Annotated in this window: 25 protein-coding genes; 14 read left to right on the top strand and 11 right to left on the bottom strand. The window is 70.9% G+C overall.

The features are described 5' to 3' along the window. Positions 1–160: 160 nt before the first annotated feature. The 5 genes from ABD832_RS22635 to ABD832_RS22615 form a co-directional block, all read right to left on the bottom strand. Positions 161–1,246, bottom strand: a complete 1,086-nt coding sequence (locus tag ABD832_RS22635) for an ArsO family NAD(P)H-dependent flavin-containing monooxygenase (protein ID WP_344898631.1) — start codon at positions 1,244–1,246, stop codon at positions 161–163. 117 nt (positions 1,247–1,363) lie between these two features. After that, a complete protein-coding gene (locus tag ABD832_RS22630; protein WP_344898629.1) occupies positions 1,364–2,740 on the bottom strand; it encodes an MFS transporter in 1,377 nt (458 codons plus the stop codon). Continuing rightward, positions 2,737–3,009: a hypothetical protein gene (locus ABD832_RS22625; RefSeq protein ID WP_344898627.1), complete on the bottom strand. Its 273-nt coding sequence runs from the start codon at positions 3,007–3,009 to the stop codon at positions 2,737–2,739. The genes ABD832_RS22630 and ABD832_RS22625 overlap by 4 nt, the downstream gene beginning before the upstream one ends. A gap of 39 nt (positions 3,010–3,048) precedes the next feature. Further along, positions 3,049–4,476 (bottom strand): FAD-dependent oxidoreductase, encoded by a 1,428-nt coding sequence (locus ABD832_RS22620; RefSeq protein WP_344898626.1) that lies wholly within the window; start codon positions 4,474–4,476, stop codon positions 3,049–3,051. Between the two features lie 237 nt (positions 4,477–4,713). After that, positions 4,714–5,049: an ArsR/SmtB family transcription factor gene (locus ABD832_RS22615; protein ID WP_344898625.1), complete on the bottom strand. Its 336-nt coding sequence runs from the start codon at positions 5,047–5,049 to the stop codon at positions 4,714–4,716. A 64-nt stretch (positions 5,050–5,113) separates the two neighbouring features. Here ABD832_RS22615 and ABD832_RS22610 point away from each other — a divergent pair, with 64 nt between their 5' ends. After that, positions 5,114–6,232: a flavin-containing monooxygenase gene (locus ABD832_RS22610; RefSeq protein WP_344898624.1), complete on the top strand. Its 1,119-nt coding sequence runs from the start codon at positions 5,114–5,116 to the stop codon at positions 6,230–6,232. Positions 6,233–6,493: 261 nt separating this feature from the next. Beyond that, the gene (locus ABD832_RS22605) at positions 6,494–6,925 is read left to right on the top strand and encodes a nuclear transport factor 2 family protein (protein ID WP_344898623.1); all 432 of its coding nucleotides are present in this window, start codon (positions 6,494–6,496) and stop codon (positions 6,923–6,925) included. A 173-nt stretch (positions 6,926–7,098) separates the two neighbouring features. Here the strand turns inward: ABD832_RS22605 and ABD832_RS22600 are convergent, their stop codons facing one another. Beyond that, complete coding sequence (locus ABD832_RS22600; RefSeq protein ID WP_344898622.1) at positions 7,099–7,653, bottom strand: Pycsar system effector family protein; 555 nt, start codon at positions 7,651–7,653, stop codon at positions 7,099–7,101. A 609-nt stretch (positions 7,654–8,262) separates the two neighbouring features. Between ABD832_RS22600 and ABD832_RS22595 the strand changes: the two genes are divergently transcribed. From ABD832_RS22595 to ABD832_RS22580, 4 genes are all read left to right on the top strand, one after another. After that, positions 8,263–9,696 carry an ankyrin repeat domain-containing protein gene (locus tag ABD832_RS22595; RefSeq protein ID WP_344898621.1) on the top strand — a complete coding sequence of 478 codons (1,434 nt, stop codon included), beginning with the start codon at positions 8,263–8,265 and terminating at the stop codon, positions 9,694–9,696. Between the two features lie 248 nt (positions 9,697–9,944). Then, positions 9,945–11,276, top strand: coding sequence for a DHA2 family efflux MFS transporter permease subunit (locus ABD832_RS22590; RefSeq protein ID WP_344898619.1), 1,332 nt, complete (start codon positions 9,945–9,947; stop codon positions 11,274–11,276). A gap of 187 nt (positions 11,277–11,463) precedes the next feature. Then, complete coding sequence (locus ABD832_RS22585) at positions 11,464–11,865, top strand: hypothetical protein (RefSeq protein ID WP_344898617.1); 402 nt, start codon at positions 11,464–11,466, stop codon at positions 11,863–11,865. Further along, positions 11,862–12,158 carry a hypothetical protein gene (locus ABD832_RS22580; RefSeq protein WP_344898615.1) on the top strand — a complete coding sequence of 99 codons (297 nt, stop codon included), beginning with the start codon at positions 11,862–11,864 and terminating at the stop codon, positions 12,156–12,158. Before ABD832_RS22585 ends, ABD832_RS22580 begins: the two co-directional genes overlap by 4 nt. An 89-nt stretch (positions 12,159–12,247) precedes the next feature. Here ABD832_RS22580 and ABD832_RS22575 read toward each other — a convergent pair whose 3' ends face one another. Further along, positions 12,248–13,213: a helix-turn-helix transcriptional regulator gene (locus tag ABD832_RS22575; RefSeq protein WP_344898613.1), complete on the bottom strand. Its 966-nt coding sequence runs from the start codon at positions 13,211–13,213 to the stop codon at positions 12,248–12,250. Positions 13,214–13,276: 63 nt separating this feature from the next. Here ABD832_RS22575 and ABD832_RS22570 point away from each other — a divergent pair, with 63 nt between their 5' ends. After that, the gene (locus ABD832_RS22570) at positions 13,277–13,663 is read left to right on the top strand and encodes a VOC family protein (protein ID WP_344887086.1); all 387 of its coding nucleotides are present in this window, start codon (positions 13,277–13,279) and stop codon (positions 13,661–13,663) included. Positions 13,664–14,051: 388 nt separating this feature from the next. On the opposite strand, the gene ABD832_RS22565 is transcribed toward ABD832_RS22570, so the two are convergent. Next, entirely contained in the window at positions 14,052–14,585 is a 534-nt protein-coding gene (locus tag ABD832_RS22565; protein WP_344898612.1) for a hypothetical protein, read from the bottom strand. A gap of 389 nt (positions 14,586–14,974) precedes the next feature. After that, a complete protein-coding gene (locus tag ABD832_RS22560) occupies positions 14,975–15,673 on the bottom strand; it encodes a hypothetical protein (protein WP_344898610.1) in 699 nt (232 codons plus the stop codon). 217 nt (positions 15,674–15,890) lie between these two features. On the opposite strand from ABD832_RS22560, the gene ABD832_RS22555 reads away from it, so the two are divergent. The 4 genes from ABD832_RS22555 (at position 15,891) to ABD832_RS22540 (ending at position 19,264) form a co-directional block, all read left to right on the top strand. Further along, positions 15,891–16,049 (top strand): hypothetical protein, encoded by a 159-nt coding sequence (locus tag ABD832_RS22555; protein WP_344898608.1) that lies wholly within the window; start codon positions 15,891–15,893, stop codon positions 16,047–16,049. Positions 16,050–16,458: 409 nt separating this feature from the next. Then, positions 16,459–16,791 (top strand): hypothetical protein, encoded by a 333-nt coding sequence (locus tag ABD832_RS22550; RefSeq protein ID WP_344898606.1) that lies wholly within the window; start codon positions 16,459–16,461, stop codon positions 16,789–16,791. Between the two features lie 104 nt (positions 16,792–16,895). Further along, positions 16,896–17,954 carry a PLP-dependent cysteine synthase family protein gene (locus ABD832_RS22545; RefSeq protein WP_344898604.1) on the top strand — a complete coding sequence of 353 codons (1,059 nt, stop codon included), beginning with the start codon at positions 16,896–16,898 and terminating at the stop codon, positions 17,952–17,954. Next, the gene (locus ABD832_RS22540) at positions 17,954–19,264 is read left to right on the top strand and encodes an MDR family MFS transporter (protein ID WP_344898602.1); all 1,311 of its coding nucleotides are present in this window, start codon (positions 17,954–17,956) and stop codon (positions 19,262–19,264) included. Before ABD832_RS22545 ends, ABD832_RS22540 begins: the two co-directional genes overlap by 1 nt. 163 nt (positions 19,265–19,427) lie before the next feature. On the opposite strand, the gene ABD832_RS22535 is transcribed toward ABD832_RS22540, so the two are convergent. Next, positions 19,428–21,413 (bottom strand): heavy metal translocating P-type ATPase, encoded by a 1,986-nt coding sequence (locus ABD832_RS22535; protein WP_344898600.1) that lies wholly within the window; start codon positions 21,411–21,413, stop codon positions 19,428–19,430. 94 nt (positions 21,414–21,507) lie between these two features. On the opposite strand from ABD832_RS22535, the gene ABD832_RS22530 reads away from it, so the two are divergent. Then, complete coding sequence (locus ABD832_RS22530; protein ID WP_344898598.1) at positions 21,508–21,888, top strand: ArsR/SmtB family transcription factor; 381 nt, start codon at positions 21,508–21,510, stop codon at positions 21,886–21,888. Positions 21,889–21,919: 31 nt separating this feature from the next. On the opposite strand, the gene ABD832_RS22525 is transcribed toward ABD832_RS22530, so the two are convergent. Further along, complete coding sequence (locus ABD832_RS22525) at positions 21,920–22,279, bottom strand: ArsR/SmtB family transcription factor (protein WP_344898596.1); 360 nt, start codon at positions 22,277–22,279, stop codon at positions 21,920–21,922. Between the two features lie 48 nt (positions 22,280–22,327). On the opposite strand from ABD832_RS22525, the gene ABD832_RS22520 reads away from it, so the two are divergent. Together ABD832_RS22520 and ABD832_RS22515 are read left to right on the top strand one after the other, a co-directional pair. After that, entirely contained in the window at positions 22,328–23,440 is a 1,113-nt protein-coding gene (locus ABD832_RS22520) for a cation diffusion facilitator family transporter (protein WP_344898594.1), read from the top strand. A gap of 332 nt (positions 23,441–23,772) precedes the next feature. After that, positions 23,773–24,387: a hypothetical protein gene (locus ABD832_RS22515; RefSeq protein WP_344898592.1), complete on the top strand. Its 615-nt coding sequence runs from the start codon at positions 23,773–23,775 to the stop codon at positions 24,385–24,387. Positions 24,388–24,445: the final 58 nt, after the last annotated feature.

Raw genomic sequence — 24,445 nt, 5'->3', positions numbered from 1 at the left:
GTGATTAGAAGAGTGTCAAGTTAGAGGAGCGTCTAATTAAAATGGCGAGGCGCACTCGCAGCTCAGGCGACGTTTCCCTCCTCGCCCGGGCGCCGCTCACCGTGCACGATCACCTCCCCACCCCTTCCCGTCTCTCCCGTTCCGCTACGACGAGCGGACATCAGGACGCGAGCTGCCGCAGGACGTCGGCGACACAGGTCTTGGCGGTACGGGCGGCGCCGATCAGGGTGGCCGAGGCCGGGCCGGTCCAGTCACCGTAGCCCAGCAGGTGCAGGCGGGCTTCCCCGAGCGCACGGGTGCCCTCGACAGGGATCAGGCCGTCGGGACCGCGAAGTCTCAGCGGAGCCAGATGGCCGAGCGCGGGACGGAACCCGGTGCACCAGATGATCGTGTCGCACGCCAGCTCGGTGCCGTCGGCCCAGGCCACCCCGGTCGCGGTGAGCCGGGTGAACATGGGCTCGGCCTTCAGCGCGCCACGGTCGCGGGCCTCACGGACGGGTGGCACGGCGACGATGTCACCCAGGTCCGCCGGGTCACCGGTATCGGCCACATCGGCCGAGCGGGCACGACGGGTGGCCAGGTCGAACAACGCCTTGCCGTCCACCTCGTCGGGCAGCAACCGGGGTGGGCGAAGGGTGATCCAGGTCGTGCTCGCGACGGTGGAGACCTCGGCGAGGATCTGCGCGGCGGAGTTGCCGCCGCCCACGATCACCACCCGCTCACCGCGCAGGGACTCGGGCCCGGTGTAGCCGGCGGTGTGCAGTTGCCGGCCCCGGAAGTCGTCCATGCCCGGGTAGTGCGGGACGAACGGCCGCCACCAGGTGCCGGTCGCGCTGATCACGATTCGTGCCCGCCAGGCGCCGGTGTCGGTCAGGACCGCCAGGCGATCCTCGTCCCGCCGTATCCCCTGCACGTGCACGGGGCGAATGATCGGCAACCCGTAGTGCCGCTCGTAGTCGGCCAGATAGGCGACGGTGTCGGCGGCGCTCGGAGGGCCTCCGCCCGGAGGTGCGGGCATCATCCGGCCCGGCAGGGAGCTGTACCGGGCGGGGGAGAACAGGCGAAGCGAGGGCCAGGCGTGTCGCCAGGCACCGCCCGGCCCGTCCTGAGCGTCGAGGACGACGAAATCGGCCTTCGCCCGGCGCAGGTGGTAACCCGCGGCCAGACCGGCCTGCCCGCCGCCGACCACCAGCACGTCCACCCGTCCCGGCGCGGGCGACGGGGCCGCCGTCCCGGCCGGGTTCACGCGTTCGCGGGTTCGGCCGCGTCGGCCGGGGAGATGGGCTCGCGCGCGATCGGCGCGCAGCAGGCGACGGTGGCGGCGGTCATGCGACGGCTCCCCCTAATTCGACATTTATCTAAATCATACGCGGTGGTAGGCGATCAATGCGAGCGCGGCGACGGCGCAGGCCAGCGCGACGGCCGCCATCACCCACGTGTACCCGGCCGCCTGGGCCAGCGTGATCGCACCCAGCGGGGCCAGGGCCTTGTCGGCGACGGAGAAGGCGGCGACGCGGCCCGACAGTGAGGCGTAGGCGCTGCTGCCGTACCGCTGCAGCAGCAGGTGCGGCAGGGTGACGGAGGCGATGCCGAAGCCGAGCCCGAAGCCGACGACGCAGCCGACGGCGCCCGGTACCGTACGCCCGGCCAGGGGGAGCAGCGCGGCGGCGACGCCCTGCAGGGTGAAGATCGCGGCGGCGATGAGGGCGGCGGGCAGGCGGCGTTGCAGGCCGGTGGTGAGCAGGCGGCCGGTCACCGACAGCACCCCCAGCAGCCCGGCCAGGGTGGCGGCCAGGACGGGGGAGTGGCCCAGGTGGAGGAGATAGGTGATGAGCAGGACCGACATCACCGCCGCCGCGCCGCCGTTGGCGGTGAAGGCGATCACCAGCAGCCGGAACGGCCGCGTCCGGGTGGCGTCCTTGACGATCCGGGCCCGCTCGCGGGTCGTGGCCGGTCGAGGTCCGGTGCGGGCGGGGCGGCGCACGACGAGCGCGTGCAACGGGATCGCCGTCGCCCCGTAGAGTGCGGCCAGGATCACCAGGGCGGTGCGCCAGCCGTGGGCGTCGACCAGCAGCCCGCTCAGCGGGAGGAAGACGGTGGAGGCGAACCCGGCGACGACGGTGAGCGCGAGCAGGGCGTTGGCCCGGCCGTGACCGTGACCGGGGGCGGGGTCGCGGCCGTGACCGTGACCGTGACCGTGACCGGGGGCGGGGTCGCGGGCGAGGCCGGGGTCGTGGTCGTGAGCGCGGACGGGGTCGTCGGCGGGGGAGTTGTGGGCGGGAGCGGGGTCGTCACCGCGGGCGGGGGTGTCGAACCAGCTGACGATGACGGCGAAGGCGCTTTCGTAGAGCGCCATGGCGCACGCGATGCCGATCGCGGCGAAGACCGCGTACAGCTGGGGCAGGGTCTCGACCCGTGACCAGGCCAGGACGGCGAGCGTGCCGATGATCGACCCGGTGGTCATCAGGCCCCGCCCGCCGTGGGCGTCGAGCAGGCGGCCGACCAGCGGGGCGCACAGCGCGGCGATCAGGATCGAGCCGGTCAGCGCGGCCGTGATCCGGGGGCCGTCGGTGTGCAGGTCGGCCGCCATGGGGGTGAGGAAGACCGAGAAGGAGTAGTAGAGCACGCCGTAGCCGATGGTCTGCGTCACGGCCAGGGCGGCGACGATGCGCCACCCCTGCGCCGGACGCCACCGGCCGCCGTTCCCGGGGACGAGGGCGGCTTCGGCGGTGGAACTCACCCGAGGTCACCGGCGCAGCCGATCAGCCGGCGCCCGTCCGCGCTCGTCCGGAGCTCGCCGGCCGGGTCCGCGATGACGAACCCCTGGGCCTGCAGCCGCCAGGCCAGGGTCCGCGCCGTCCGGGCGATCGCCGGGGCGAAGCCCGGATTGGTGCTCGGCTCCCGGGCGGCGACCAGGTGCTCACCCAGGCGGCGGGTGCCGATCGGCTCGTGCTCGCAGATCAGGCGCAGGGCCTCCTTCTGGACCGCGGTGGGGTATCCCTCGGACATCTGACACTCCCTGCTTGTCCGCGTCGGTGGTCGGTGCGTTCAGCCGCAGCAGCCGCCGTCGTCACCGCCGACGGTGACCAGCGGGAGCGGGGTGGCGAGCAGCCCGCCGCCGATACCGATGGCCAGGCCCACCCTCGCCTCCTTCGCCTCTTGGGCCTCGGCCAGGCCGGAGGAGCACACGCCCGTCTCGGGCAGTTCCAGGTGCACCTCGCGGGCGGCGTCGAGATCCCCGGCCAGGGCGGCGACCACCGAGCGGACCTGTTCGTAGCCGGTGGCCATCAGGAAGGTGGGGGCGCGGCCGTAGCTCTTGACGCCGACGGCGTAGTAGCCGGCCTCGGGGTGGGCCAGTTCGGCCTCGCCGTGGGCGGGGACGGTGCCGCAGGAGTGGTGGTTGGGGTCGATCAGCGGCGCCAGCGCGCGGGTGGAGCCGAGGACCGGGTCGAGGTCGAGGCGCAGTTCGCTCGCGATGGAGTGGTCGGGGCGGTAGCCGGTGGCGGCCACGATCCGGTCGGCGGTGATGCTCTGTTCGCCGCCGGGGGTGCGGCCGGTCACGGTCACGCCCGCGTCGGTGGTGGTGACGGTGTGGGTGAAGAAGCTGGTCAGCAGGGTGATGCGTCCGTCCTCGACCAGGGTGCGCAGGCGGGTGCCCAGGGCGCCGCGCTCGGGGAGCGCGTCGGCCGCGCCGCCACCGTAGGTGCGCTCCGCGCCGCCCGCGCGGATGGCCCAGGTGACGGGGGTGTCCTGCAGTTGTGCCAGGGCCAGCAGGGTGGTGGCGGCCGAGTGCCCGGCGCCGATCACGAGGGTGTGGCGGCCCTCGTAGGTGGCGCGGTCGGTGCCCAGCACGTCGGGCAGGGCGTGGTCGACGAATCGTGCGGCGTCACTCTCACCGTGGGCGGGCAGGCCGTTGGCGCCCAGCACGTTGGGGGTGTTCCAGGTGCCCGAGGCGTCGATGATCGCGCGGGCGTGGATCTCTTCGCCGTCGGCCAGGCGGATCACGAAGGGGTCGTCCTGTCGGCCGGTGGAGCGGACGCGGTCGTGGCTCTGGCGGCTGATCGCGCTCACCGTGGCGCCGAACCGCAGGTGGGGGGCGATCGCGGGGTGGGTGGCCAGCGGGGTGAGGTAGTCCTCGATCAGTTCGGCGCCGGTGGGCAGCCAGTCGGGATCGGGCTCGGTCCATCCCTCGGCGGTGAGCAGGCGGCGGGCGGCGGCGTCGACGTTGTAGCGCCACGGGCTGAAGGTGCGCACGTGTCCCCACTGGGCGATCGAGGCGCCGGCGTGCCGCCCGGCCTCCAGGATGAGGAAGCCCAGGCCGCGTTCGGCCAGGTGGGCGGCCGCTGCCAGGCCTACCGGGCCCGCGCCGATCACCACCACGGGCGGCGCGGAGCGCTCACCGCCGTTCCCCGTGGAACTCGCGGACGTGAACGGCTCGATCTCGACGGCCGCCGGACCGCAGCATCCATCACTCATGGTCGTCTCCTGTGCGTCGTGCGCTGATCGTCAGGGGCGCCGAGGGCGTCGGTTCCGGCCCGCAGGACCGGCTTCCGGCCTCGACTGTTTAGAAGCCTGTCTAAGTAAAACCAGAATGCCCATTGATTTGAGGGTTGTCAATATAGACACGTACCTAAGTTGTGAGGTGCCGGCCCCGGAGAGCCTCTCCCGCCGGGCCGGTCGTCGCCGCCCCGCCCTCGCCGCCGGTTACCGGGCTCATCCGCAGGGGGCGTCCGGTGAGCGGTCGCCCGGGGGGCAGCACGCCCGCAGGCTCGCCTGCAGGTCGCTCAGGGCCCGGCCGATCCGTCCCGCGTCCGCCCGGTAGTAGACGGTCTTCCACTCCCGGCGGGAGGCCAGCACGCCGCCGTCGCGCAGGGTGGCCAGGTGGGTGGAGGTGGCCGACTGGGCCAGCGAGAGGCGCTCGGCCACCTCGGACACGGTCAGCTCCGCCCCGCCGGCGAACAGCACGAGGATCTGCTGGCGGGTCTCGCTGGCCATCGCCTTGAGGAAGGCGCGTGCCGCATCGCTCAACTCGATCCCGTCGGTGCTCATGGTCATAGCATCACCCCATTTTGTCATATTGTCATTTCTGGATTCGAGGATATGATCCGGGGTCATGAGCACCGATTTCCCCGACGTCACCGACGTTCTCGACGCCGTCGTCATCGGCGGCGGCCAGTCCGGGCTGGCCGCCGCCCGTGCCCTGCTGGACGCCGGCCTGACCCCGGTCGTCCTGGAGGCCGGCGAGCGGACGGCCGGTTCCTGGCCGTCCTACTACGACAGCCTCACCCTGTTCTCACCCGCCCGCCACAGCACCCTGGGCGCCCTGCCGTTCCCCGACGGCGGTGACGGCGACCGATATCCGCATCGTGACGAGGTGGTGGAGTACCTGCTCCACCACGCCGACCGGCTGCGGGCCGACGGGGCCGACATCCGCGTCAACACCCCGGTCGAGGCGGTGGAGCGCGACGGAAGCGGGGGCTTCGTCGTGCGCACCGGCGACGGGCGGCCGCTGCGCACCCGGGGCGTGGTGGCCGCCAGCGGCTCCTTCGCCAACCCGTACCTGCCCCGGCTTCCCGGCCAGGAGGACTTCACCGGACACCTGACGCACGTGGCCGGCTACCGCGACCCCGCCCCGTACGCCGGGTCGCGCGTCATCGTGGTGGGCGCCGGCAACTCCGCCGTCCAGGTCGGCCACGAGCTGGCGGGGGTCGCCACGGTCACCCTGGCCACCCGCGCCCCGGTGGCGTTCCTCGACCAGCGCGTACGCGGCCACGACATCCACCACTGGCTGGCCGCGACCGGGTTCGACGACCTGCCACCCGAATGGCTGGCCGCGATGGGCGGACCCACCCTGGTGCTGGACGAGGGCCGCTACCGGGAGGCGCTCGGCTCGGGGAGGATGCGGCGCCGTCCGATGTTCACCGCCTTCACCCCCGAGGGCGTCGTCCGGGCCGACGGTACGCGCGAGCGCGCCGACGCGGTCGTCTTCGCCACCGGGTACCGGCCCGCCCTGGACTACCTGCGTCCCCTGGGCGCCCTGGACGCCGACGGCGCTCCCCGGCACGCCGGGGGAATCTCCACCACCCATCCGGGCCTGGTGTACGTCGGGCTGGAGTTCCAGCGCTCGTTCGCCTCCAACACCCTGCGCGGCGTCACCCGCGACGCCGAACACGTCGCCGGACCGCTGGCCGCCCGCGTGCGCGACGCGCCCGCCGCGTTGTTCCAGCCCTGACGGCGTCCCGGCCGAACGGCCGCTGCGAACCCGATCGCCGCCCGGGAGCGACCGTACTCGACCACATGCCCAAGGGGCGATGAACACTGTGACAGGGCGGTAGAAGCCGGCGGCCGCTCCTCGCCTCGTCAACCACACGCCATGGACCTGTCACCGAGACTTTTCGCGTGGATGCTCGTCGGCCTCTCGTGCCCGGGTACGAAAAACATCAAACTCTGCATTCAAGAATAATCACCTTCTCGTGCGGAGAAAGATGGTTTGATGTCAAATCCCGAAGAGATCGGCAATGCGCTGGTGGACGCGGTCAACAACCATGACCTGAAAGCGTTGATGCGATATTACAGCCAAAATGCCGTTTTCGTCGCTCCGGGAGGGGTCGCGGAGGGGCACGACCAAATCCATTCGTATTTCGAGCACTTTTTGAAGGCGTTCCCAGATCTGCGGGTGACGCTCTGGGCCATGATCGAAGACAAGGGTGACCGGGTCTACGAATGGTCGCTCTCCGCCACTCACACGGGCCCCTTCCTGGCACCCGGAGGGGGAACCCTGCGGCCGACAGGGCGGACGGTCGTCACCCGCGTATGCAGTGTCCATGCAATGGAGAACGGTCTCGTCCTCAGCAGCCGCATCTACTTTGATCAGCTTGACCTGTTGCTCCAGCTCGGCACCAGACTCGACCTCGGCGACGACTGAGGAGATCGCGCGGCCGGCTCGGTGGCTCGAAGCGCCACATCGCCCGAGGGGTCTACGCGCTCCCCGACCCCGGGGCCGCACGAGAAGGTCTCGTTTCTGTCGCCTGACCGGTCACAGGAGCATCCCCGTACGGGCGGTCACGCCGATTTTCGGGAACCTGAGGGGGGCGGCGCTCAGAACAGGCGCGTCAGGGCGACGGTGATCGTGAGGATCACGATGGCGGCGATGATCAAATCGATCGCCCACTGCAGGTAGCGGTGCTTGACGAGCGCCAGCCGGGACAGCAGGAGCGTCTGCCGCGCCAGGGACAGCTCGCCGTCGGCCAGCTGCGCGCGTATGCGGTCCAGTACATCCTGCGGCGTGGTCGTCGCGGAGTAGAGGGCGGTCGCGGTCCTGCCGTGCCTGGGCAGTGTGGGGCGGATGGTGAGCAGGATCAGCACGACCGCCACGGAGAGCATCATGACCGCCACGATGACCCCGAACCGCGCGATCCCGGGGAAGTGGTCCGGGCTCGTGACCAGCAGGGTGCCCAGCAGGCCGAATGCGGCGCCCGCCCAGGACAGCAGCAGCCCCGACTTGCTCTCCCCGGCACGCACCAGTTCGGCGTGAGCCATGGTGACAGCGGTCTCCAGCGCGTGCTTCAGGGCGGGGTCCGGCTCCGTCGGCGCGGGGCGCGCGGTGGCGTCGTCATCGAATCCGGGGCCCGGCCCCGCGTGGTCGTGACTCATGGTGAGCGATCCCTTCGCGCGAAGAGCAGGGCTGCCGCTCGGCGAGGGGCTCGAAGGCGCGGCCCGATGGCGAAGTCGTACCCCCGTGGCGTCCGGCGGCCTTGAGCTCGATCCTGTCAGGCGCCGGCCGGGGACCGCGCCGTGGGGCCTGTCGAGGTCGTCAAGCAGGCGTCGTTGCTCGCCCGTGAGATTGCCGGGCCGGGCGGCGCGGGGAGAGGGGCAGCCGGCTTCGACGCGGCCTCGGGTGACGAGCCGTCTTGCCTGTAGATCACAGAATTTCCACGATGAAACTGTGCAAGATATAGAAGAGAGTGCAATCTACTTATATAGGGACGAAGGGTCATGCATCGGCCCTGGTGTCACGGGACGATCAATGACAAACCGGACACCGCTCGGCGGGTCGGTACGGTGTGAATGTCCAGCCCCGCGAGGTGTCATGGCGGATACCCCGGAACGAGGCGATGGGGTACGCTTCCGGTTGGCGTTTCGGGACGCAGCCGGTCCGCGGAAAGGGCTCAGACCCACCCGAGCCCCAGCGTGTTCATGGTGGCATTCCTCCTTTTCGGCCCGAAGATGCGGACGTCGGGCATATCCGAAAGGGAGGTCTCCGTGGCCAACCGTCTGCCCGAAAACCCCAGCCTGGACCATCTGAAGAACGAGGCCAAGCAACTGCTGCGCGGCGTACGTGCGGGCGAGATCCGCGCGATCGCGACGGCGGGCGGGTGGCTCCGCACCGCCGGCGATCGAGAGCTGTCGGGACTGCAGTTGGCCGGCGCGCAACTGGCGGTGGCCCGCAGATACGGTTTCACCAGCTGGTCGCAGCTGCGGGCACACCTGGCGATGGTGGAGACGTTCGCGCGCCGGCCGTACGAGGTGGGCCCATCGGCCGACTCCGCAACGGAGTTCCTGCGGCTGGCCTGCCTGAAGGACCACGGGCCCGTGGCCGCCGAGGCTGCGACGCGGTTGCTGCTCGCCCATCCCCGGACAGCCGATGCGTCGGTGTGGACGATGGCGGCGGTCGGTGACGCCGCCGGGACAGCACGCGCGGTCGCGGTCGATCCCGCGTCGGCCCAGGCGTACGGCGGCCCTTTCGGCTGGGAACCACTGCTGTACCTGACCTGTTCACGGGTGGCGCAGGTCGACGCCGTGGGGACGGCGCGGGTCCTGCTGGCGGCGGGCGCCGATCCGAACGCCGGCTACCTGCCTGAGGGGCAGGGGCCACCGGTCACCGCGTTGACCGGGGCGCTGGGCGGGGGCGAGCTGAGGCAACCGCCGCACCCGCAGGACCTGGAGCTGGCCCACGTACTCCTGGAGGCCGGGGCGGACGCCAACGACGGCCGGGCACTGTACAACCGCGGGGTCGGAGGTGACGACATCGGCTACCTGGAGTTGCTGCTGAAGTCCGGACTCGGCCGCGGGGACGGTGGGCCGTGGCGCGCCAGGCTGGGCCAGGTGCAGGACGCGCCGACCCGCATGCTGGCGACCGCCGTGCTGACGGCCGCGTTGCGTGGCCAGGCACGCCGGATGCGGTGCCTGCTGGGGCACGGCGCACCCGCCGACGCCAAGGGCGACGGGCACCCGTTCTTCGGCGGGCACACAGCGGCGGAGCTGGCGCTGCTCGGCGGGCATACGGAGGTCGCGCGGCTCCTGGCCGACGCGGGGGCGTCCAGCACGCTCCGCGGGCTCGACGCCGTGGAAGCGGCGATCATGCGCGGCGAACGGGAGCAGGTCGAGCAGCTGCTGAGCGCCGATCCCGGACTGGCCGGACGACTCCTGAGGCGGCCCGATCTGGTCATCAAGGCCGCGGAGTACGGCCGCGTACCGGCCGTACGGCTGGCCTGTGCGCTGGGCTTCGACGTGAACACACGCCTCCGGTCGACGGCGTTGCACAAGGCGGCGCGGGCGGGCGACCTGCCGATGGTGCGAGCGCTGCTGGAGCATGGAGCCGATCGGTCACTACGGGATTCCGACTACGATGCCACGCCGTCGGAGTGGGCACGGTTCGCCGGTCAGGCCGAGGTGGTGGAGTTCCTGGGCTCGTAGCGGCCGGCTCGCAGACGAGACAGGGACGCTGAGCACAGGGTCACCGGGACGCTGATGGCCGCTGTTCGCATCGTCCGCCTGCCGGAACCTGTCGGCCCGACATCAACACTGACCGGCTTCTCCATCGCCGGTGCTCGCCACCCCGCCTGCGTTCTCAGCGCCGAAGGCCTGGAGGAAGGTGTGGGTGGCGGCTCGGGCGATCCCCTGCAGTTCGGTGTCGTCGAGGCGGCGGGTGCCCATCCGGGAGCGTGGTCGCCACCACGACACTGGCGAGCGCCCTGGACGCCTCGCTCAGCACGGTCGGCTGGGCCTCCACCGGCTTCCTGCTCGCCGTCACCGCCACCATCCCCTTCACCACCTGGGCCGTCGACAGGTACGGGGGACGGCGGCTGTGGCTGGCCGGCTTGGCGGTGTTCATCGCCGGATCGCTGGCCGCCGGCCTGGCCTGGAACGCCGGCAGCCTGATCGCCTTCCGCACCCTGCAGGGCTTCGGCGCCGGGCTGCTCGACCCGCTCGTGCTGATCCTGCTGGCCCGCGCGGCCGGACCGGCACGCGCGGGCCGCGTCATGGGCCTGATGGGCGTAGTGCTGTCCCTCGGCCCGGTCCTGGGACCGATCGCGGGCGGCGCCGTCCTGGGCAGCCTGTCGTGGCGGTGGATGTTCCTGCTCAGCGTGCCCATCGGCCTGATCGCGTACCTGCTGGCCGCACGCGTGCTGCCCACGGACCCCCCGGCCGGACGACAGCCGGCGGTCCGGCTCGACGTCCTGGGACTGGCCCTGCTCGCGCCAGGATTCTCCGCGATGGTCCTGGCCCTGTCGCAGACGGCCGAGCACGGAGCGTCAACCGCCTGGCAGGCGCTGCTGCCGCTGGCCGCGGGCATCGTACTGCTCACCGGCTACGTCCTGCGCGCGCTCGGCTCCCGCCGCACGCCACCGCTGATCGACGTGCGGCTGTTCGCCGGCCGAGGGTTCACCGCCGGTGTCACCATCATGGGCCTGGGTGGACTGGCCAACTTCGCGACCCTGTTCGCGCTCCCGCTGTACTACCAGCAAGCACATGGCCACGGAGTGCTCACCGCTGGGCTGCTGATGGCCCCGGCGGGCCTGGGCGGCGCCGTCGCCATGCCGCTGGCCGGACGACTGTCCGACAGGATCGGCGCCCGCGGCCTGGCCGCCGGCGGCGCGCTCGTGGCCGGGCTCAGCGCCCTGGCCTTCACCCGGATCGCCGCCGACACCAGCCAGGCGTGGCCGGTGCTGGCGGCGCTGACCATCGGCTTGGGCATGGGCTGCTTCAGCGCGCCGACGATGGGCTCGCTCTACCGGAGCCTGCCCGGCCCGCTGGTCGCGCAGGGAAGTTCGGTCCTCTACATGCTCAACCAGCTCGGCGCCGCACTCGGCATCGCCCTGGTGACCCTCATCCTGCAGACGTCCGCGGACGTGATCACCGGCCTCCACAGTGCCTTCTGGCTCGTCACCGTGCTCATCGCGGCCGTGCTCGCCGCGACCCCGCTGCTACCCGGCCGCACCCACACCCCGGCCACCCACTCCGAACCCGCCACCACCAGAGCAGAGGGGTCCTGATGACCGGCACCGCGAAGACCATCGTGATCAGCGGCGGCACCGACGGCATGGGCCGGGCCCTGGCCGCCACCTACCGTACCTGAGCCGGTTCCTGCTCAGCCACGGTCTGGACCGGCCACGCGTCATCGTCAACGTCTCCGGGCCCGCACCCGGCGTCCCCACCGGCCGCATTCATTGGGACGACCTGATGCTCGAACGGCGCTATGACGGGGTGACGGCCCAGATGCAGGCCGGACGGGCCAACGATCTGCTCGCGGTCGCCTTCGCCGCCCGCCGTTCCGCCGGTCCCACCCGCTACGTGCTGATCAACCCCGGCCCCGTCTCGACCGGCTTTGCCGGCGACTACGATCCGGCCACCGCCGCCCACGTCACGGCGCTCCAGAGGCACGGTGCCCCCGTCGGGGAAGGCATCGAACCGATCATCGCCCGCATCGACGCCCCACCCGCCGAACCGCTCAGCGCCTTCATGCGCTTCGACCCGATCGCCGTGAACGAGCCCTCCTTCGCCCCCGGCGACGCCGCCCGCCCCGACGCCCTCACCCGCCACCTGCTGCGCGACCAGGAATCGAAGCCGGGCACGAGGCCGTGAGCGACCCGGTCGGCCTCGCCACGACCACCGAGACCGACCTGGTGATCAGCACCTACCACGCGACACCGTGCGGACCCGCCACCTACCACCCGTTCGCCCTGCAGACCGGTTACGTCGCCGCCGGCGACGTGGTCTCCCGGACCACCCTGTCCGGCGCCCAAGAGGTCGAACCCCGCTTCCACCTCACCGGGGTCGACGTGCGGACATCGCCTGGGCGCCGCGTCGTGGCCGCCCTCACCGAGGTCAGCTCGATGCTTCCTGGGTCGCGGCCCGGTCAACGGTCCAGACCTTGATTGCTTCTGTCGGGAGGCCGGGTTCAGACGGCCTTCGACCGCTTCTGACACCGGTTGCGGCTGAGGTCTCGTACGCGGCCCGGCGCCCGTTACCGGGGCCGGCCGCCCCCGTTGTCCTTGAGCAGGTCTCGGGTGCGGCGCAGGAGTGTCTCGCGTACGTGGTCTGGTGACAGGATCCGTAGCGTGGTGCCCAGGCTGAGGAGGTATGTGGTGAGCTGGTCGGCGTCGTTGCCGCCGATCTCGACGACGGTGGCGTCGGGGCCGTCCGGGCGGTGAGTGCCGATCGTGGGCGGGATGAGTCGTAGTGCCTGGTCCATGGGGTGTGCCAGCCGGACGGTGACATACAGCGGGTACACGACGCCTGCGATGGATCGAGAGACGAGGAGTGCCGGGTCGGGCGGGTCGATGAGTTCGGCGACATGTCCGGTCGGTTGTGCCCGTACCACCCGGTCGGCTCGGAATGTGCGCCATTGGTCCCGGGCCACGTCTCGGGCGACGAAGTACCAGCGGCTGCCTGTGTGCACCAGGCGGTAGGGGTCGATGTCTCGGACGGTGGTCTTTCCCGCATGGTCGCGGTACGAAAGCCGGGTGCGCTCGCCATGGCGGCAGGCGGCGGCCAGTTCCAGCAGCATGCCGGGCGAGATCTGAGGTTCCTCGGGTCTGGGGGTGTGGACGAAGGTGGCGTCCATCTCCGCCAGCCGGTCTGCGATCCGGGGCGGCAGGACCTGTTGTAGTTTCAGCAGCGCCGACAGTGCGGCCTGGTCTGTGCCCAGGACGCCGCTGAGCGCGGCCTCTCGTAGTGCGACGGCCACGGCGAGTGCTTCCTGGTCGTCGAGGATCAGTGGTGGCATCCGGGTGCCACCGCTGAGGCGGTAGCCGCCCCAGGGTCCGGGGTCGGACTCGATGCCGTAGCCGAGTTCTCTCAGCCGGGCGATGTCTCGCCGGACCGTGCGGTCGGTGACCGTCATTTGCCCGGCCAGCTCGCGGCAGGTCCACGCCGGTCGGGTGGACAGCAGCGAGACCAGTCGCAGCAGGCGGGCTGAGGTGCTGATCACACTTCGAAGTGTTCCCCATGACCAGGACCGTAACTGTCCTGGTCGCGTCGTAGCGTCCTGTTCATGAGTACCGAACCCACGTCCGGGCCTGCGATCCGTTTGCTGTCCGTCGATTTCGACTGCCCGGACCCCGCCGAGCTGGCCCGCTTCTACGGTGAGGCGCTGGGTTTGCCCGTCGTCTACTCCAGCGACGATTTCGTCCTGCTCGGCCGGGAGGGTTCATCTGGGCTGGGCTTCATCCGGGTGGCCGACTACCGGCGTCCGACCTGGCCGGACCCGTCCCAGGGCAAGCAGGCTCACATGGAGCTGGGCGTCGACGATCTGGACGCCGCCCATGCGCGGATGCTGGCACTGGGAGCCGTGGAACCCCCTGTCCAGCCGCACCCCGATGAGCGCAGGGTCCTGCTGGACCCCGCGGGCCACCCCTTCTGCATCTCCACGCAGGACTGAGCACCAGCGGCCGGCCGACGACCACGGCCGCGCGCCACGCAAGGTGGTGAACTCATCGTCGTGCTCGGGGGAGGGCGGCGGGGTCGCGGCCGGGGCGGGTGTGACGATCGAGCCAGTGACCGAACTCGAAGGCACGGCCGGTGACGTCGGCGAGCCGTCAGAGCTCGGGTTGCCGTCACTGGCCGTGCTGATGCGGTGGGGTCGCCGGGGTGGGGCCTGTGGAGCCCCGGTCGGCCACTGAGGTTCGCGGTTCGGCGGGAAGGTGACCGGTGATGCTCCCCGGCGCTCTGTCTGCTTCGGCGCGATCACCGTGACCCGTTACTCGGCGTCCCCTGCCGCCAGGCCGCGCACCGGGTCCTGTGCCGTGTGAGGCCAGGCCGGACGTCGGTCAGGAAATGTCGACCGTGACCTCCAGGCCGCTGATGGACATCTCGTCATCGGTGTCGCTGCTCTGGAAGCGTCCGTCACGCCAGTATCCGCCGTACTTCCTTCCGCTGAAAGAGATCTTGTAGATCCCGCTGCTCACCTCGAAGGTGTGCGTGAGGCTGCCGTTGCGGTTGCCGCCCCATATCTTGCTGAGGTAGGGGGATTGGCTGGTCGCTCCGGTCGATGTGTCGGTCAGGGTGAAGTGGCCGTTCAGGTTGCACTCGGATGGACAGTCGTCGTACCAGAGTCCTACCCATTGGTAGAAGAAGTCGCCGGAGAGGTGGGCTCTGATGGCCCTGGTACCGTCGGGGCGCCCTTCCCCGCCCACGCACATCCGTACGTTGCCCTTCGATCTTTCGTCGTAGGAGTGGAAGGTCTTCGTGCCGCTGCTCGGGGCGCATGTGCTGGTCAGCGCTCGTTCATGTGTTGCCGCGGGTGCCGATGCCGTGGCCGGCGTGGGGACGGTCGCAGCAGCGACAATCGTCAGGGCTGCCATGGCTGTTGCGATTCCGTGCGTCCGCCGATGTCCCGGCAGAGCGATATCACTCCAAGTAATCATTCAGTGATGATAAGTGCGGTCGCCGCCGTCGTGGCGGTGACTGGCCGTGAGGTGACCGGTTGAAACCGCGACGCCTGGAGCCGCTTCGTCTACGGGGACCGGTATCCACTGCCTGGCCGGTCGGCAGGGCCGCGGACTGCTGTCGAGGGCGAGTGGGTCAAGGGTGTCACCGTTGGCGGGGGCGTGGCCGGGCCGGATCTGGTCCGCCGTCTACCGGCATCGGAACGGCCACTTCGCTCATGATCGCTTCCGAGGCTCGGGGCCATCAGAAGCGATCATGAGGTGGGACGCGCCGGCAAGCGCCGTCCCGGTTCAACGCCGTCGTGCTAGAGCGTGGTCTTGGTCGCCTTCCACGTGCCGGTGCCCGGGACGCCTTGGCCGCTGCTGCGATCGCTGTAGTCGCTGGTGGACACCTCGTACAGGCCGCCGGCCGGCCCGGCGTGGGCGGTGTCGAGGAAGCCGCCCTTCCAGTCGTCATAGCCGTTGAGGAAGCGCAGGACATCGCCCTCGCGCACCTTGGAGTCGTTGGGGGTGGAGCTTTCGGCGAACACGCGCCACCTGCCGGTTCCGGTGGCGCGGTCCTTCACCGACGAGGTGGTCACCTCGTACTTGTTGGGTGCGGTGGCGTGGCCGTTGGTGTCGAGGTAGCCGCCGTCGCCGCCGTAGAGGTTGTGCAGGTGGACGGTGTCGCCGCTGATGACATCGGCACCGGCTGGTTTGCCGGTCGCCGACAGGATCTCCCAGGTGCCGGTGCCCGGGGCCCGGGCGGGCGTGGAGGCGGTCGACACCCCGTACTTGTTGCCGGTGGCGTGGCCGTTGGTGTCGAGATAACCGCCGTTCCAGCTGTTGTAGCCGTTCTGGGGATGGATCTTGTCGCCGTACGTCAGGACGTCCGTTGCGTGCCCCTGGTGTTCTGTCGCGATGGGTGGGGCGGGCGTCGCGTGGGCCGTTCCGGGAGCGAGCAGGGTGAGTGCGCAAGCGGTAAGGCCGACGACGGCGAGCGCCGGACGGGTGATGAGAGACATGGGAACCCTTTCCGATCGACTACTGAGAGTAGTTGTCAATCGCGGATCGTAGTTTCTCCCGGTGCGGTGTACGCGCACGCCACAAGCGACATGTTCGAGCTCGCGGCAGCTGCGAAGGGCGGCCCGGGTGGCGCCGGCCGCCAACCGGAACGCCGTGCGACTCGCTGTTCATCTTGGACACTCTGCTGAACCTGGACGGCGGGGGAGCCGGAGGTGGTTGCCACCGGGCGACGACCTGGCCGGGGAGGCGAACGTCGACACGGCCTGGCTCGCCCCGTTCCATGACCTGGTGGGGCGGGCGGCCGAGGCGGGCCATGGCGACCACGGCATCTCGGCGTTCACGGAGGTGCTCGGGAAGCCGGCGCGGCAGCCGTGAGCCGGCTCGGCTCATCGGTGGTCGATGGTGCGGCTGGGCCATTGGTGGCCGGTCGAGGTGGGTGTCGACGTGTTCGGGAGTTTCGCTGAGTACGTACCGGTTGGCTTCGGTGTCGTAGCGGCCGTCGCGCCAGTGACTGCGCAGGCCGGTGAGCCAGAGCTCGAATGCGACCGGCGGCAGCCCGTCGGCGCCATGCCAACGACGGCTGCCGGGGGAGTGGGGCGAGCGTCCCGGGGAATCCCTCGCGACGGGCCGCGTGGTCTGCCTCGACAGGGTGAAGTCTTGCCGGAGGGGCGTGAACCGTCTCCGCTCTCACCGAGAGTCATCAATGACATACGATGAGTGACTCATCATGGGTGCCGGGGGGAACGCTTCGTACAGGCCACGCCGGGCGGCGTGGCTTGCCGTGGTGATCGCGATCTTCACCCTGGCCCATCTGTGGGCCCATGCCACCGCCCCGCACGAGGACCACCACGCTCCGCACGCATCCGCGCAGGTGTGGGCCTGTTGCGCGCCGTGCTCCCATGAGCACCACGACCAGGTGGCCCACCCCGACGCCTTCGTCGTGCCGGTGGCCGCCGCCGGTGCGCCGGTCAGGAGCACGGCGGTGCTCGCCCGGCTCACCGGCGCCGTGAGCGCGCCGCCCCCGCCCGGCGTGCGCGGACGCTCGGCCCGGGCACCACCGCGAGGTCATCGGGCCCGCGCGGTACGCACCCACACCCTTGAGGTCTATCGGCCCTGATCGGTACGGAGGCAGCCGGCCGTCTCACCTGAGGCCTGGCGGCAGGAGGTTTTTCCCGTACCCATCAGCGACCGGGCGCGAGCATGCGCCGAAAAGAGCCGATCATGTTTTCACGTACCACCACCGAGCCCGCCGTGCCCTTGCTGTCGCAGCTGGTCGGGCGAACACCGCTGTGCTGGATCGGGGAGCCCTTCACCGCTTGTGCTCAGGGTTTCTGGGCCAAACTGGAAGGCGCCAACCCCGGCGGCATCAAGGACCGTGCCGCGCTGCACATCGTGCGGTGCGCCCGCGCCCGCGGTGATCTGCCGCCTGGGGCGATGATCGTCGAGTCCACCTCCGGTACCTTCGGCCTGGGGCTGGCCCTGGCCGCGATCGCTTATGGCCACCCCGTCACCGTGGTGTCCGATCCGGGCATGGAACCGATCGTGCGGCGCCTGCTGAGCGCTTATGGCGCCCGGGTGGACACCGTCACCAGGCCGCATCCGGTCGGCGGCTGGCAGCAGGCCCGGTTGGAGCGTGTGGCGCAGCTGCTGAAGGAGCACCCGGGCGCCTACTGCCCCAACCAGTACGACAATCCCGACAACGTCGAGGCCTACGCCGGTCTGGCCGACGAATTGCTCGATCAACTGGGCCGGATCGACGTGCTGGTGTGCAGCGTGGGCACCGGCGGTCATTCGGCCGGCATCACCCAGGTGTTGCGCCGCTCCTGTCCGGGGCTGCGGCTGGTCGGGGTGGACGCCATCGGCTCGGTCATCTTCGGCCAGCCCGCCCGGCCCCGGCTGATGCGCGGCCTGGGCAGCAGCATTCACCCGCGCAACGTCGCCCACGCCTTGTTCGACGAGGTGCACTGGATCGCCCCGCACGAGGCGGTGTGGGCGTGCCGGCGTCTGGCCGCCACCCATTACACCACCGGCGGCTGGAGCGTCGGCGCGGTCGCCACCGTCGCGGCCTGGTGTGCCCGCACCATGGCGCCGCGTACCCGGATCGCGGCGATCTTCCCCGACGGGCCCGCCCGCTACCACGGCACCGTTTTCGACGACGCCTACTGCGCCTCACACGACCTGCTGCGGCGGCCACCGGCCGATGAACCGCAGGAGATCACCCATCCCGGCCAGGCCGAGGCCACAGGCTGGACCCGCTGCGCTGCGATGGGGAGGCGCTGATGTGGCGGCGGCTGCGCGGTTTCGAGCGCAGCGTTCAGCTGCTCATGCTCAACCAGCTGACCATCAACATCGGCTTCTACATGCTGATGCCCTACCTGGCCGGGCACCTGTCGGACGGGCTCGGCATGGCGGCCTGGAGCGTGGGGCTGGTGCTGGGCATGCGCAACCTCAGTCAGCAGGGCCTGTTCGTGCTGGGCGGTATCCTCGCCGACCGGCTCGGTTACCGGCCGCTCATCCTGGCCGGGTGCCTGCTGCGCACCGCCGGGTTCGCTCTTTTGGCCTTCGCCGACAGCCTGCCCGCGCTGCTGGTCGCCTCGGCGGCCACCGGAATGGCCGGAGCGCTGTTCAATCCGGCGGTGCGCGCCTATCTCGCCCACGACGCGGGCACGCGCAGGGTGGAGGCGTTCGCGGTGTTCAACGTCTTCTACCAGGCCGGCATCCTCATCGGGCCGGTGATCGGGCTGGCGCTGGTGGCGGTGAACTTCCGGCTGGTCTGCCTGGTCGCGGCGAGCGTCTTCGCGCTGCTCAGCGCGCTGCAGTTCCTCGCCCTGCCGCCGTGTCGTGCCAGCGCGGCACCGGCCGGCGTGGCGCCGGCAGGCTGGCGGACGGCAGTGGCCAACCGGCCGTTCCTGCTGTTCGCCCTGGCGATGGCCGGCTCCTATGTGCTGTCGTTCCAGATCTACCTGGCGCTGCCGCTGGCGCTGGGCGACACCGGCGCGGTCGGCCTGTTGTTCGTGCTCTCGGCGATCGTCGCCATCGCCGGTCAGCTCCGCATCACCGACTGGGCACGCCGGCGCTTCAGCGGTCCGCAGGCCATCGTCGCCGGGCTGGCCCTGATGGCGCTGGCCTTCACGCCACTGGTGCTCTGCGGCGCGCTGTGGCCCGCTTCGGCGCCGGCGCAAACGGCCGCCACGGTGATCTGCGTACTCGTGCTGAGCGTGGGAACGGCGCTGGCCTACCCCTTCGAGATGGACCGGGTCGTCGCGCTGTCGGGTGGCCGCCTGGTCGCCACCCACTACGGGTTCTACAACACGATCGCCGGGATCGCCGTCGCCGCGGGCAACCTGCTCATCGGTCTCCTGCTCGACAGCGCCCCCCGCGTCGTTGTCTGGCTGGCGCTGTCGTCGCTGGGACTGGCGTGCGCGCTGGCCGTGCGGGCGTTGAACCGCCGCCAACGGCAACCGCGGACCGCACCCGGCCAGCCGTGCCGGCCATCGCCTGCTCATCGGCGCGACGACGGCCTCATCGAACCGACCGGGCCAGCCGGGCCAGCCGGGCCGGCCGGGTCGGCGGGGGGAGCCGACCGCTGATCTTTTTCCTGCACACCCCACGAGACGGGCGCCGCGGTGCAAAGGAACCTCTCTGCTGGAGGATCCGCCTGCGGTGCCCGCGGCACACCGTCATGGTGTGCCGGGCCGCGGGGCGGGCCACCGCATCGTGTGGAAACGTGCGGCACCGTGCGGTGCGGGCGGTTCATCGGACGCTTGTGGCCCGGCGCCAGGCGTCCTCGCGCAGCAGGCGCAGGCCGTTGAGGCCGACGATGACGGTGGATCCCTCGTGCCCGGCCACGCCCAGCGGCAGGGGCAGGTGCCCGATCAGGTCCCAGAGGGCCAGGACGGTGATGAAGGTCGCCGCGATGAGGAGGTTCTGCACGACCAGGCGGCGGGCGCGCCGTGACAGGGCGATCACGGCGGGGATGGTGGTGAGTTCGTCGCGGACGATGACCGCATCGGCGCTTTCCAGTGCGAGATCGGAACCGGCCCGGCCCATCGCGATGGCGGTGTGGGCGGCGGCCAGGGCGGGGGCGTCGTTGACGCCGTCGCCGACCATCAGCACCTTGCGCCCGGCTTCGCTCAGCTCGCGCACGGCGCCGACCTTGTCCTGAGGGAGCAGGCCGGCGCGGATGTCGGTGATGCCCACCTGGTGGGCGATCCGCCGGGCGGCCCGGGGGTTGTCGCCGGTGATCAGTATCGGCCTGGAAGCGGTCAGGGTGGTCAGGGCGGCGACTGTGGCGGCGGCCTCGGGGCGTACCCGGTCGGCGATGCCCAGCAGGCCGACGGGCCGGTCGTCACGGGTGACCAGCACGGCGGTGTGGCCTTGCCGTTCCAGTTCGGCCGCTATCGCGCGGGCCCGCACGGCCAGGGCGTCGGCGCGGTCGTTCAGCAGGCGGGCGGGGCTGCCGACGGCGACGGTGACGCCCCCGACGGTGGCGCTCACCCCGATGCCGGGACGGGAGGCGAAGTCCGTCACCGCTGCGACGGTCAGGCCGCGGGTGCGGGCGGCGTCCAGCACGGCGCGTCCGAGCGGGTGTTCGCTGGGGTGTTCGGCCGCGGCGGCCAGCGCCAGCAACGTCCGGTCATCAAGGCCGCAGCCGTCCAGTGGGCGTAGGCCGGTGACCTGCGGGGTGCCCTGGGTCAGGGTGCCGGTCTTGTCCATCGCCACGGCGTCGACCTTGCCCAGGCGTTCCATCACCACGGCGGATTTGACCAGCACGCCGTGACGTCCGGCATTGGCCATCGCCGACAGCAGTGGCGGCATGGTGGCCAGTACCACCGCGCACGGCGAGGCGACGATCATGAAGGTCATCGCGCGCAGCAGCGACTCGGTCATCTCGGCGCCCATGGCGAGCGGGATCGTGAAGACGGCCAGCGTGGCGACCACGACGCCCACCGAGTAGCGCTGCTCGATCTTCTCGATGAACAGCTGGGTGGGCGCCTTGGTGGCCGACGCCTCTGCCACCATGGCGACGATTCGTGCGACGACCGTGTCCGCGGGGTCGCGTTCCACCCGGACCCGCAGCGCGCCGGTGCCGTTCAGCGTGCCGGCGAAGACCTCGTCTCCCACCTGTTTGGCCGCCGGAAGCGGTTCGCCGGTGATGGTCGCCTGATCGACGTCGCCGGCGCCTTCCAGGATCCGCCCGTCGGCGCCGATGCGCTCGCCGGGGCGGATCAGCATCACATCACCGGGGCGCAGGTCCTCGGCGGCGATGTTCTCCTCGCGGCCGTCGGCGTGCAGCAGGGTGGCGGTGGCCGGGGCCAGGTCCAGCAGGCCGCGCACCGAGTCGGCGGTGCGGGCGGTGGCCAGCGCCTCCAGCGCGCCGGAGGTGGCGAAGATGACGATCAGCAGGCCGCCGTCCATCACCTGCCCGATCGCGGCCGCCCCGACCGCGGCGACGATCATCAGCAGGTCCACGTCCAGCGTCCTGTCCCGCAGGGCCTTCACTCCTGCCAGGGCCGGCTCCCAGCCACCGGTGAGGTAGCAGATCGCGTACACCGTCCCCCAGGTCCACGCGGGTGCCCCGCCCAGGTGCAGGGGCACGGCCACGGCGAAGGCGGCCAGGGAGGCCGAGGCCCAGCGGACCTCGGGCAGGGTCAGCAGTCGCGTCCGGCGCGAGCGCGGTCGCGCGCGGTCGGCGGGTGGCGCCGTGGTCGGCGGATCGGTGAGCGCGGTGTGCGACATGGGAGGTCCCCGAAGAGGTGAGGGAAGGAATGCCTCCACGTTATCAGAACATATGTAGACGTCTTCATGTGTTGATGTTCGATAGGATCACATCATGGGACATGGACCTGACGAGCAGGTGAGGCCGACCGCGTATCTGGACGTCGATTCCGCGGCCACCATCGCCGCCACCCTGCAGGCTCTGGCCACCCCGTCCCGGCTGATGATCCTCACCCGCCTGCGGCACGGAGCCCTGCCCGTCACCGAGCTGGCCGACGCCGTCGGCATGGAACAGTCGGCCGTCTCCCACCAGCTGCGGCTGCTGCGCGCCCTGGGCCTGGTCACCGGCCGCCGCGCGGGGCGACGCATCCTCTACAGCCTGTACGACAACCACGTCGCCCAGCTGCTGGACGAGGCGATCTACCACATCGAACACCTGCACCTGGGCGTGCGCGACCTGCCCGAGGAGCTCCCCGGCGACGCACAGGCCCGGTGAGGACCGGCTGACGGGCACCGCCTTCCTTCGGTCAGTCGGGGTGGCGGGGGATGCCGGAAATCTCGTGGTCGGCGTGGAAGAGAGCCTCGCCGATGAGGGTGCGGACATGGACGTCGCGAGCCCGGTACAGCACCCGGCGGCCGTCTCGGCGGGTGCTGACCAGGCCGGCCAGGCGCAGTTTGGCCAGGTGCTGAGAGACCGAGGGGCGTGCGACCGCGACGGCCTCGGCCAGGGAGCCGACGTCGTACTCGCCGGAGGCCAGCAGCCACATCAGGCGCAGCCGGGTGGCGTCGCTGAGCATCCGGAAGGCCTCGACGGCGGCCTCCACCTGGGCGCCGGTCGGTTGCTCCTGCGAGAGGTTGGTATCTGAGACGTTGTCGCGTGCGTACATGAATACATATAGTGCGTGACAAGGTCCCCGCACGCAAGCGAGGTAGCGATGTCCGATCAGCGCGACGCCGGTTCTTTGCCTCCCCAAGGGCCCGACGGCCACGGCCACCGGCACGACCACGGCAACGACCACGGGCACGGGCACGAGCACGGGCACGGGGGAGGATCCGCGCGTGGCCGGCTCGGGCGCCTGATCGGGCGCGCCGGTCATGCCTTCACCCCGCACAGCCATGACAGCGCCGGCAAGAGCGACGCGGCGCTGGAGTCCAGCGACCAGGGGATGCGGGTGGTGGCGATCTCTTTCGCCGTCCTCATGGTGACCGCCGTCATCCAGATGGTCGTCGTGGCCTTCTCCGGCTCGGTCGCGCTGCTGGGCGACACCCTGCACAACGTCGCCGACGCGCTGACCGCGATCCCGCTGGCGATCGCGTTCTCCCTCGGGCGCCGGGCGGCCACCCGCCGTTTCACCTACGGATACGGCAGGGCCGAGGACCTGGCGGGCATCGCCATCGTGATGATCATCGCCGCCTCCGCCGCGTTCGCCGGGTATGAGGCTCTGCAGCGTTTGATCGACCCCCAGCAGGTGCGGGCACTGGGCTGGGTGGCCGGTGCCGGGCTGATCGGGTTCCTCGGCAACGAGTGGGTGGCCCGTTACCGGATCAGGGTCGGCAGGAAGATCGGCTCGGCCGCCCTGGTCGCCGATGGCCTGCACGCCCGCACCGACGGGTTCACCTCGCTGGCCGTGCTGCTGAGCGCCGGCGGCGCGGCGCTGGGCTATCCGATCGCCGACCCGATCGTCGGCCTGGCCATCACGGTGGCCATCTGCTTCGTGCTGCGCCAGGCGGCCCGGGAGATCTACCACCGGCTGATGGACGCGGTCGATCCGGCCCTTCTCGACCAGGGCGAGCAGATCCTCACCACCACTCCGGGCGTACGGCGGGTCGGATCGATGCGGCTGCGCTGGGTCGGTCACACACTGCGCGCCGAGGTCGACATCGTGGTCGATCCCGGCCTGTCGCTGCTGCGGGCGCACGCCGTGGCGGTGGAGGCCGAGCACCGGCTGATCCACCATCTGCCCCGCCTGGGCGCCGCCACCGTGCACGCCGACCCCGATCATCTCGACGGCGCCGACCACCACGCCCCCCTGACCTCCCACCGCTGACCGGACAGGAGTGCCGGCCCCCTGGTTTGTCAGGGAGCTCGTCGTGGCCCGTCAGTGACCCATCACCGGCTTGGCACCCGTCTGCTCACCCTCGCGCTCCTCGCCGTCACTTCGCTTTGAAGAAGCGCCGTTGTCGTACAGGACAATTCATGAGAACAGAAGGGCACGCCGAGCTGAAACGAAGCGCATGGACGTAGATCGTTGAAAACGGTAACGTCGGTGACACGACCGTACTCGGGGTTGTGAGGGTGAACGGGAGCCGCTGGATGTCCTCGAAAAAGGCCAGGCCATCCCGCCCGCCGGCTCGGCCGGACACTCGTTCGTCCGACAGGATGCGCTACATCGTGACCATCCTTGTCGCCGTCGCGATAGCCGGATCACTGGGTTACCTTTTCGCTCTCCCCGATGCCGGCCAGGCCGCCGTCGCCGACATGCAGGAGGCGGAGGCGAAACGGGATGTCCGGCAGATCAGTGAGCTGACCACCACGGCGCGTGTGACCGCCGGTGATCTGAACGGGGTGCTGTCCGGCCTCGCCAAGGCGCTTCCCCAGGACAGGACCCTCACCGCGCAACCGGCGCGGTCGGCGGAGATCGACGAGTGGCGGCGTGTCCTGCGGCAGGCTGTCGACAGGCATGCGGAGACTCCCTCCGGGACGACCGCGACCAACGTGGCTCGCATGGGGTTTCGCAACGCGGTGAACGCCGTGGTGATCGCGGTCGATGCGTACGCGGCCGGACAGCGGCTTCCCGCAGATCTTCGCCGGGACTTCCTCGATCTGGCGGCCCGACAGCGGTCCGCCGCCGTCGCGACGTGGTCCGTCGCGGCGACACAACTCGACCAGATCAATGTCAGCGCCGGCAACGGCCACCAGCATGTCTACCTGACGAGTGCTCCGGGAGAAGGGGCGATGTCCGCGGACACCGTTCCGGAAGGTGCGCCCGGTTAGTTCCGCCCGAGGTTCTTCCGGGTGAACGATGTGGGTCGTTCAAGAGGTCGGCCGACGC

It is taken from the genome of Streptosporangium longisporum, assembly GCF_039534895.1.
Taxonomy (GTDB): domain Bacteria; phylum Actinomycetota; class Actinomycetes; order Streptosporangiales; family Streptosporangiaceae; genus Streptosporangium; species Streptosporangium longisporum.
Note: the sequence above shows the minus strand (reverse complement) of the source record. Positions and strands in the feature narration are given on the sequence as shown.

Coding starts and splice junctions, on each gene's coding strand:
- ABD832_RS22615 (WP_344898625.1), bottom strand. CDS start 5,049: ATGAGCACCGACGGGATCGAGTTGAGCGATGCGGCACGCGCCTTCCTC.
- ABD832_RS22535 (WP_344898600.1), bottom strand. CDS start 21,413: ATGTCGCACACCGCGCTCACCGATCCGCCGACCACGGCGCCACCCGCC.
- ABD832_RS22520 (WP_344898594.1), top strand. CDS start 22,328: ATGTCCGATCAGCGCGACGCCGGTTCTTTGCCTCCCCAAGGGCCCGAC.
- ABD832_RS22625 (WP_344898627.1), bottom strand. CDS start 3,009: ATGTCCGAGGGATACCCCACCGCGGTCCAGAAGGAGGCCCTGCGCCTG.
- ABD832_RS22545 (WP_344898604.1), top strand. CDS start 16,896: ATGTTTTCACGTACCACCACCGAGCCCGCCGTGCCCTTGCTGTCGCAG.
- ABD832_RS22585 (WP_344898617.1), top strand. CDS start 11,464: ATGCTCGAACGGCGCTATGACGGGGTGACGGCCCAGATGCAGGCCGGA.
- ABD832_RS22620 (WP_344898626.1), bottom strand. CDS start 4,476: ATGAGTGATGGATGCTGCGGTCCGGCGGCCGTCGAGATCGAGCCGTTC.
- ABD832_RS22605 (WP_344898623.1), top strand. CDS start 6,494: ATGTCAAATCCCGAAGAGATCGGCAATGCGCTGGTGGACGCGGTCAAC.
- ABD832_RS22525 (WP_344898596.1), bottom strand. CDS start 22,279: ATGTACGCACGCGACAACGTCTCAGATACCAACCTCTCGCAGGAGCAA.
- ABD832_RS22540 (WP_344898602.1), top strand. CDS start 17,954: ATGTGGCGGCGGCTGCGCGGTTTCGAGCGCAGCGTTCAGCTGCTCATG.
- ABD832_RS22530 (WP_344898598.1), top strand. CDS start 21,508: ATGGGACATGGACCTGACGAGCAGGTGAGGCCGACCGCGTATCTGGAC.
- ABD832_RS22565 (WP_344898612.1), bottom strand. CDS start 14,585: ATGGCAGCCCTGACGATTGTCGCTGCTGCGACCGTCCCCACGCCGGCC.
- ABD832_RS22515 (WP_344898592.1), top strand. CDS start 23,773: ATGCGCTACATCGTGACCATCCTTGTCGCCGTCGCGATAGCCGGATCA.
- ABD832_RS22570 (WP_344887086.1), top strand. CDS start 13,277: ATGAGTACCGAACCCACGTCCGGGCCTGCGATCCGTTTGCTGTCCGTC.
- ABD832_RS22560 (WP_344898610.1), bottom strand. CDS start 15,673: ATGTCTCTCATCACCCGTCCGGCGCTCGCCGTCGTCGGCCTTACCGCT.
- ABD832_RS22600 (WP_344898622.1), bottom strand. CDS start 7,653: ATGAGTCACGACCACGCGGGGCCGGGCCCCGGATTCGATGACGACGCC.
- ABD832_RS22610 (WP_344898624.1), top strand. CDS start 5,114: ATGAGCACCGATTTCCCCGACGTCACCGACGTTCTCGACGCCGTCGTC.